This is a genomic window from Streptomyces sp. BR123 (genome assembly GCF_013401435.1).
GTDB lineage: Bacteria > Actinomycetota > Actinomycetes > Streptomycetales > Streptomycetaceae > Streptomyces.
Genome location: NZ_JACBGN010000328.1, coordinates 1 through 7448, shown reverse-complemented (window position 1 = coordinate 7448; position 7448 = coordinate 1). Strand labels below are relative to the sequence as shown.

Here is a 7448-nt window from a genome sequence, read left to right as displayed (position 1 = left end):
GTCCGCACCCTCCGCCCCGGCCTCCCCGAAGCCGTCCGCGAGCCCCAAGGCGCCGGTCCCCGCCGCCGGGACGGGCGTGTTCACCGCCTCCACCCGCTCCGGGCAGCCGCAGGGCAAGGGCACCGCCCGCCGCTGGCGCGTCGAGGTGGAGGAGGGCAGCGGCGTCGACCCGAACACCGCCGCCCAGGCCGTCGAGACGATCCTCGGCGACCCTCGCGGCTGGATATCCGACCCGGCGTACGGCTTCCGGCTCGTCGGCGCAGACAGCCCCGTGGACTTCACCGTGAAGATCGCCACCCCCACCACCACCGACAAGCTGTGCGAGGTGGTGACCCCCGAGCTCGTCGGCGAGACCAACTGCCGCGCCGGGCACGACGTCGTGGTCAACCTCAAGCGCTGGCAGGAGGGATCACCGCAGTTCAAGGGCCCCGTGGAGGAGTACCGGGCGCTGATCGTCAACCACGAGGTCGGCCACGAGATAGGCCGCGGCCACGAGACCTGCCCCGGCCCCGGCAAGCCCGCCCCCGCGATGATGCAGCAGATCAAGGGGCTGCTCGGCTGCGTGGCCAACGCCTGGCCGTACGACGGAAAGGGAACCTACCTGTCCGGTCCGTCCGTCCCTTAGGGCGGGGAGAGCCGGTGAGTCGACCGTCCGGGCCGTGAGGGCCGGGGGCGAGGAGTGGAAACGTGCGCGTCGTCAGCTTCACCGTCCCTGCCTGGTTCCCGCCCTGCGTTCCGGCACAGCGGAAGGAGGGGCTGCGGCGCGCGGCGCAGCTCACCGGGCAGGAATCCGCCGTGTTCCTGTGCCTGGCCACCGGGGCCTCCAACGCAGAACTCGCCGACGAGCTCCAACTGTCCGTCAGCACGGTCAAGTTCCACGTCCACAACATACGGACCAAACTGGGCGGCATCAGCCGCCTCCAGACCTGCCTGCTGGCCGCCCTGGCCCGCGAGGACGGCCGCCTCGGCACCCCCGGCCGCCGCGCGGGCGGGCTCAGCGCCGGCGGTGCAGCAGCCGCCCGCCGATGACGGTGGCCACACAGCTCGTCGACCCCACCGCCGCCAGCTCCGGCAGGTCCGCCGCCGCGAACACCGCGAACCGGGCCGGGGCTCCCGCCTGGAGCACCCCGTGGAAGGCCTCCTCGACGCGCTCCCGCCCCGCGAACGGGTCCAGCGAGACCGAGCCCGCAGTGACCGCCGGCGGCAGCAGTTCCAGCCCCGACCGGGCCACGGCCGTGCGCACCGCCGGGACCGTCAGCCGTCCTGCCACCGCCACCACACCGCGGGCCAGCAGCCGCTGCGTCGCCCGCCGGGCGCTGTTGCCCCGGCGGGCGTCGGTCAGCTCCAGCGCGGCCAGCGCCTCCGCCCCGGTCACCGGCTCGGTGCCGAGTTCGGCCGTCTCGTACGGGTCGTCCGGATAGTACGTACCCTCCAGCAGCTCCTGCGCCCCGTGCACCAGCAGCCCGGGGGTCAGCACGCCGGGCCAGCGGCGGACCCGCGCGTGCGGCCGGGCCGCGGCGAGCTCCTCGTACGGGCCGGTGGCCGCGATCCGGTCGCCCTCGACGAGGACGGCCCCTGCGCGCAGCGGCCCGGCCCCCCGCCCGGCGACGAGGAGCCCGGCGGTGTGCAGCGTCAGCAAGGCCGGATCACTCGGCCGGGATGAGCTTCAGCTCGGGGTGTGCCGTGCCGCCTTCGAGTGCGGTGGAGGAGATGTGCGAGACCACGCGGTCGTCGACCGGGTCGTTCGCCGGGTCGTCGTGCACGACGAGGTGCTCGTACGTCGTCGCGCGCTGCGCCGGGGTGCGGCCCGCCTTGCGGATGAGGTCGATGATCTCCTGGCGGTTGGAGCGGTGCTTGGCACCGGCCGAGGAGACGACGTTCTCCTCCAGCATGACCGAGCCGAGGTCGTCCGCGCCGTAGTGCAGGGAGAGCTGGCCGGCCTCCTTGCCGACGGTCAGCCAGGAGCCCTGGATGTGGGCGACGTTGTCGAGGAAGAGGCGCGCGATCGCGATCATCCGCAGGTACTCGAAGACCGTCGCCTGGGTACGACCCTTGAGGCGGTTGTTCTCGGGCTGGTACGTGTACGGGATGAACGCGCGGAAGCCGCCCGTGCGGTCCTGCGTGTCCCGGATCATCGCGAGGTGCTCGATGCGCTCGGCGTTGGTCTCGCCCGTGCCCATGAGCATGGTGGAGGTGGACTCCACCCCCAGCCGGTGGGCGATCTCCATGATCTCCAGCCAGCGCTCGCCGGACTCCTTCAGCGGGGCGATCGCCTTGCGCGGCCGCTCCGGGAGCAGTTCGGCGCCGGCGCCCGCGAAGGAGTCCAGGCCGGCGGCGTGGATCCGCTTGATCGCCTCCTCGGCGCAGACCCCGGAGATCCGGGCCATGTGCTCGACCTCGGACGCGCCGAGGGAATGGATGACCAGCTGCGGGAACGCCTTCTTGATGGCGGAGAAGTGCTCCTCGTAGTACTCCACGCCGTAGTCCGGGTGGTGGCCGCCCTGGAACATGATCTGCGTGCCGCCCAGCTCGACGGTCTCCGCGCAGCGGCGCAGGATGTCGTCGAGGTCGCGGGACCAGCCCTTCCCCGTGTCCTTCGGCGCCGCGTAGAACGCGCAGAACTTGCAGGCCGTGACGCACACGTTGGTGTAGTTGATGTTGCGCTCGATGATGTACGTCGCGATGTGCTCGGTGCCGGCGTAGCGGCGGCGGCGCACCGCGTCGGCGGCCTGGCCGAGGGCGTGCAGCGGAGCGTGCCGGTAGAGGTCGAGCGCCTCCTCCTTGGTGATCCGGCCCCCCGCGGCGGCGCGGTCGAGGACAGACTGGAAAGCGGCCTGGTCGGTCACCGGTGCGTCACCCTTCGGCGGTGTGTCAAGAGATCCGGACCGATCCAGCCTACGCCAGGGCCCCGTTCCGGGATTCACCGGCTGCGCGTCAGGTCCCCCTCGGGGTTTCCGGCCGCGGAGTCCCCCGACCGGTAGTGGAGCGTGCCGTTCGCGTTGAGGGCGAAACGCTCGTCGGAGGAGCCGTTGGAGCAGATTCCCGGGGCGGGGTTGGGGCCGCCGGCGGTGTCCAGGACCAGGGACCGGTCGGTGGCCGAGGCGAGCTTCCAGTCGCCGGAGCAGTCGGTGCCGAGGAGGGGCAGGACCGACTTGTCGCGGCCGACGACCTCGCCGACCCTGCCGGCCTTGATCGTGATCTCGAACTCGCTCGGAACCCCCATCCGGGCCGTGGTCACGGTCCCCTTCCAGGTGCCGACCAGCTCCGGGGGGACGTCGTTCCGGGTGCCCTTGGGCGGGGCGGAGCCGTCCGGGGGCGTCGGGGCCGGGCTCGTACCGGCCCGGCCGGAGGGCGTGGACGCGGCGGACGGCGGTTCGGCGGTGTGGTTCCGCCCGCCGTCCGTCCCCGGCAGCACGCCCAGCTGGAACAGCCCTCCGGACAGCGCGGCCGCCACCGCGGCGGCCGCGACCACCACCGTGCAGCTGAACCGGCGCCCGGCGGCGCTGACGGTGAGCTTGCGGCCGGGGGCGGTGGACTCGCCGCCCTCCCCGTCCGCGGCGGTGCGCGGCTTCGGAACCCCGCTGCTGCCGGCGCTGCCCGGGGAGCCGGAGCCGCTGCCGGCGGTCTCCGTCGGGGCGCCGTACGGGCCCGCCGGGGCGGCTGCCCCGGTCCCGGCCGGCCCCCCGTAGGAGCCCCCGTACGAACCGCCGTAGGAGGGGTCCGGCGCACCGAAGACACCGGCGGCGCCGACGCCCGCCACCCGGTCCCCGTACGAGGGGGTGGCGAACGGAACCGGCCCGGAGGCGTCCTCCGGCCCGGACTCCCCGGCCTCCAGGTCGAGCAGCGCCACCGCGGCGCGGCTGGCCTCCTCCATCAGGGGCGCGGGGAGCCGGCCGGGGGCGCGCAGGGCCCCGTCGAAGGCGTCCGCGACGGCCTGCGGGTCCGGCCGGGCCTCGGGCGCCTTGGCGAGGCAGGCCGCGACCAGGTCGCGCAGTCCGCCGGGCGGGACGGCGTCCAGGTCCGGCGGCTCGTGGACCACCTTGTAGAGGAGGGTCGCCGAGTTGTCGCCGGTGAACGGGGGCCGCCCGGTCGCGGCGAAGGCCAGCACCGCGCCGAGGGAGAACACGTCGGCGGCGCCGGTGACGCCCTTGCCGAGGATCTGCTCGGGCGACATGTAGCCGGGCGAGCCGACGGAGACCCCGGTGGAGGTGAGGGAGGCGGTCCCGTCCGTGGCGCGGGCGATCCCGAAGTCGATGAGGCGGGGCCCGTCGAGGGTCAGCATCACGTTCGACGGCTTCACGTCGCGGTGGACGAGGCCCAGGCCGTGCACCGCCACCAGGGCGCGGGCCAGCCCCTCCCCGACCGCCCGCACGGCGGCCGCCGGCAGCGGCCCGTGCGCGGCCACGGCGCCGCCCAGTGAGGGGCCCGCCACGTACCCGGTGGCCACCCACGGCACCGGCGCCTCCGGGTCGGCGTCCAGGACGGGCGCGGTCCACTCGCCGCCGACCCGCCGGGCGGCCTCCACCTCGCGGCGGAACCGGGCGCGGAACTCGGGGTCGGCGGCGAAATGCGGGTGCACGATCTTGACGGCGACCGTCCGGCCGCCCGCGCTGCGGCCCAGGTAGACCCGTCCCATGCCACCCGCGCCGAGCCGGCCCAGCAGCCGGTACGCACCGATGCTGCGCGGCTCACCGGCCTCCAGCGGCTGCATCCCGTCCCCTCCCCCGTGGTCCCGACGGCGTGATCCACCGCGTGATCCCGGTCCACCTTAGGGCTGCCGGGGGGATGTCGGGGCCGATCCCGCGGGCTCGAACCCCGCTGACACCTCGGCGGCCGGCGGTGTGCCCTGCGGGTGGCGCCCACGGGGTGGGCCGAGGAGCGGGGGCGGGCGACGGGGAATTCCCGGCGCCGCCCGCGCCAATTCACGGCGACGGCGGGACGGCACCGCGGCGGCAATCGGAAAAGATCGGCAATTCCCCGGGAGGTGCTGGCCGGAACCGGGACCACCGCCCGGTAATCCGATCACTGACCGATCACGAAACGGAACGCGAACACGCACCCGAACGCGCCGGGGGAACCTTCAGGACACCTTCAGCAGCTCCACGGCGACATCAGCCGGATAGCCCGTCGAGTGACCCGTCCGACGCGCGAATTCCCTTACGCCGGCGAGCTGTTCCGGTCCGAAGCGGAAGTCGAGGGTGGTGAAGTACCGCTGCAGCAGTTCGGCGTCGAAGGCCTCCCAGCGGGCCGCCTGCTCGGCGACCTTGGCGACCTCCTCCAGGGAGATGTCCCGGGATTCGACGAAGGCCTCGTGCACCTGCCGGACGACGGCCGGCTCACGGTCCAGGTAGTCCTTCCGCGCCGCCCACACGGCGAACACGAACGGCAGCCCGGTCCACTCCTTCCACATCAGCCCCAGGTCGTGGACGTCGAGGCCGAGCCGGGGCGCATCGTGCAGCGAGGCGCGCAGCGCGGCGTCGCCGATCAGCACGGCCGCGTCGGCCTCCTGCATCATCAGCCCCAGGTCGGGCGGGCAGGTGAAGTAGTCGGGGCGGACCCCGTACTGCTCGGCGAGCAGCAGCTGGGCCAGGCGTACGGAGGTGCGGGACGTCGAGCCGAGGGCGACCCGGGCGCCGTCCAGCCGGTCCAGCGGCACCTGGGAGACGATCACGCAGGACATCACCGGGCCGTCGCAGCCGACCGCGAGATCGGGGAAGGCGACGAGCCGATCGGCATTGCGGAGGAACTCGACGAGGGTGATCGGGGCGATGTCGAGACGGCCCTGGACGAGGTGCTCACTGAGCTTCTCGGGAGTGTCCTTGGTCAGCTCCAGGTCCAGCAGGGTGCCGGTCCTGGCCAGCCCCCAGTAGAGGGGTAGGCAGTTCAGGAACTGAATGTGGCCGACCCGGGGCCGGCTGCGATAGACGTCCACATCGCGAGACTAGCTGGCGGCCCCGCGTCAGCCTTCGAGCGGGTCTCAAACGTCCGGGTGACGTGATCTTTCCCTCTGGTCTCGGCCGCGGGGTGCGTGCTAGGCTCGAAGCAAGTTGCAGTTTGGTTTCCCTTGCAGTACGAAGCCTGCGGAGAATGTGACCCGCGGGCTTTAGTAGTTTTCAGACTTCTTAGCAGGTTCTGGAGCAGGGCGACCCTTTGGCCCATAGGAGGGCTCATGGCTACCGGAACCGTCAAGTGGTTCAACGCTGAAAAGGGCTTCGGCTTCATCGCCCAGGACGGCGGCGGCCCGGATGTCTTCGTCCACTACTCCGCGATCAACGCCTCTGGCTTCCGCTCCCTCGAGGAGAACCAGACCGTGAACTTCGACGTCACGCAGGGCCCGAAGGGCCCGCAGGCGGAGAACGTCACCGTAGGCTAATCGCCACGGCCAACCACGCTCGGTTGGATCGCAGTACCTGAGAGCAGTACCCAAGGAGCCCTGCCTCCCCGTTCGCCCTGCGAACGGAGGACGGCGGGGCTCCTGCCTTTCTCCCTCCGGGTGCAGGGGGGCGGATGTGAGCGAACGCGCGAAACGGCCGGCCGCCACCGGATCGCGGTGGCGGCCGGCCGTCGTCTCGGAGCCGGCCGGGCCGTTACGGCTTGACGGCGGCGGACTGCGTCGGCGACGGGGAGGGCGACGGGGTCTGCGGGGCCGGGATCTCGGCCTTGGCGCTGACCTTCACCTCCAGGATCAGGACGACCTTCTCCCTGGTGATCAGCCGCAGGTGGTACGCGCCCGGGGCGACGTCCGCGGTCAGCAGCTCGGGCAGGGCGATCAGGCCGTCGTCATCCGACGGGGCCAGCTCCAGGCTGAACAGCTTCTCGCCGTCCTTGGTCCCCTTGAAGTACGGGCCCTTCGCCTTCGCCGGGTCCACGGGAACCCACACGCCGGTCGCCTTGTCCTTCTCGACCAGCCCGGCGGTCGCCTGCGTACCGGCCACTGCCTTGCCCGCGGCGGTCGCCTTGACCTGAATGCCCTTGACGGCGGTCCCGGCAACGACCTCCAGCGGCTTGCCCGCACCCGCGTCGGTGCGTGTCAGCAGGTCGGCGACGGCCGGAGCGGGCTTCGCCGCGACGACACCGCCGAAGTTCACCGTGAACTGGGTGGCGGTGCCGTAGCCGGAGGCCCGCAGCGTGAAGGCGCCGGGCTTCTCGCCGGCCACGAGGCCCGGCGCGGCGGCGATGCCCTCGGCGTCGGTCTGCACCACCAGGTGGGACCGGCCCTGGACGCCGAAGTAGGTGCCCGTCGTATCGTCCTCGACCGCGAACAGGATGGCCTGCCCCTTGGCCGGCTTGCCGTCGCTGAGCACCGCCTTGACCCGCGGCACCACCGTGAACGCGGCCCCGGCCTCCGCCTTGAGCTCGGCGCTGCCGACCAGCTCCACCTTGGCCAGGTGCGGCGCGGGCTTCGCCGGCTCGGCCGGCTTGGACGGGTTGGACGGGTTGGTGGGGTT

General features: G+C 72.9%; 7 protein-coding genes and 1 pseudogene. 3 read left to right on the top strand and 5 right to left on the bottom strand.

Annotated features, from left to right (window positions below; all coding sequences use genetic code 11):
- Window positions 1–625, top strand: a 625-nt coding sequence (locus HYE82_RS31555; protein WP_179177624.1) for a DUF3152 domain-containing protein, incomplete at its 5' end; no start/stop codon positions are given.
- Between the two features lie 62 nt (window positions 626–687).
- Window positions 688–1029, top strand: coding sequence for a response regulator transcription factor (locus tag HYE82_RS31550; RefSeq protein WP_179177623.1), 342 nt, complete (start codon window positions 688–690; stop codon window positions 1027–1029).
- On the opposite strand, the gene HYE82_RS31545 is transcribed toward HYE82_RS31550, so the two are convergent.
- The 4 genes from HYE82_RS31545 to HYE82_RS31530 all read right to left on the bottom strand — a co-directional run bounded on the left by HYE82_RS31545 (window position 995) and on the right by HYE82_RS31530 (window position 5932).
- Window positions 995–1639 carry a hypothetical protein gene (locus HYE82_RS31545; protein ID WP_179177622.1) on the bottom strand — a complete coding sequence of 215 codons (645 nt, stop codon included), beginning with the start codon at window positions 1637–1639 and terminating at the stop codon, window positions 995–997. The genes HYE82_RS31550 and HYE82_RS31545 overlap by 35 nt on opposite strands.
- A gap of 7 nt (window positions 1640–1646) precedes the next feature.
- Window positions 1647–2846 carry a cyclic dehypoxanthinyl futalosine synthase gene (mqnC, locus tag HYE82_RS31540; protein ID WP_179177621.1) on the bottom strand — a complete coding sequence of 400 codons (1200 nt, stop codon included), beginning with the start codon at window positions 2844–2846 and terminating at the stop codon, window positions 1647–1649.
- A 74-nt stretch (window positions 2847–2920) separates the two neighbouring features.
- A complete protein-coding gene (locus HYE82_RS31535; RefSeq protein WP_179177620.1) occupies window positions 2921–4711 on the bottom strand; it encodes a serine/threonine-protein kinase in 1791 nt (596 codons plus the stop codon).
- A 369-nt stretch (window positions 4712–5080) separates the two neighbouring features.
- Window positions 5081–5932 (bottom strand): menaquinone biosynthetic enzyme MqnA/MqnD family protein, encoded by an 852-nt coding sequence (locus tag HYE82_RS31530; RefSeq protein ID WP_179177619.1) that lies wholly within the window; start codon window positions 5930–5932, stop codon window positions 5081–5083.
- Window positions 5933–6169: 237 nt separating this feature from the next.
- On the opposite strand from HYE82_RS31530, the gene HYE82_RS31525 reads away from it, so the two are divergent.
- Window positions 6170–6373 (top strand): cold-shock protein, encoded by a 204-nt coding sequence (locus HYE82_RS31525; protein WP_179177618.1) that lies wholly within the window; start codon window positions 6170–6172, stop codon window positions 6371–6373.
- 214 nt (window positions 6374–6587) lie between these two features.
- Here the strand turns inward: HYE82_RS31525 and HYE82_RS31520 are convergent.
- Window positions 6588–7448: pseudogene (locus tag HYE82_RS31520) on the bottom strand (hypothetical protein); the annotation flags it as partial.

What these genes read in the sequence shown, in the direction of transcription:
- HYE82_RS31525 (WP_179177618.1), top strand. Translation starts at nt 6,170, where the DNA reads ATGGCTACCGGAACCGTCAAGTGGTTCAACGCTGAAAAGGGCTTCGGC.
- HYE82_RS31535 (WP_179177620.1), bottom strand. Translation starts at nt 4,711, where the DNA reads ATGCAGCCGCTGGAGGCCGGTGAGCCGCGCAGCATCGGTGCGTACCGG.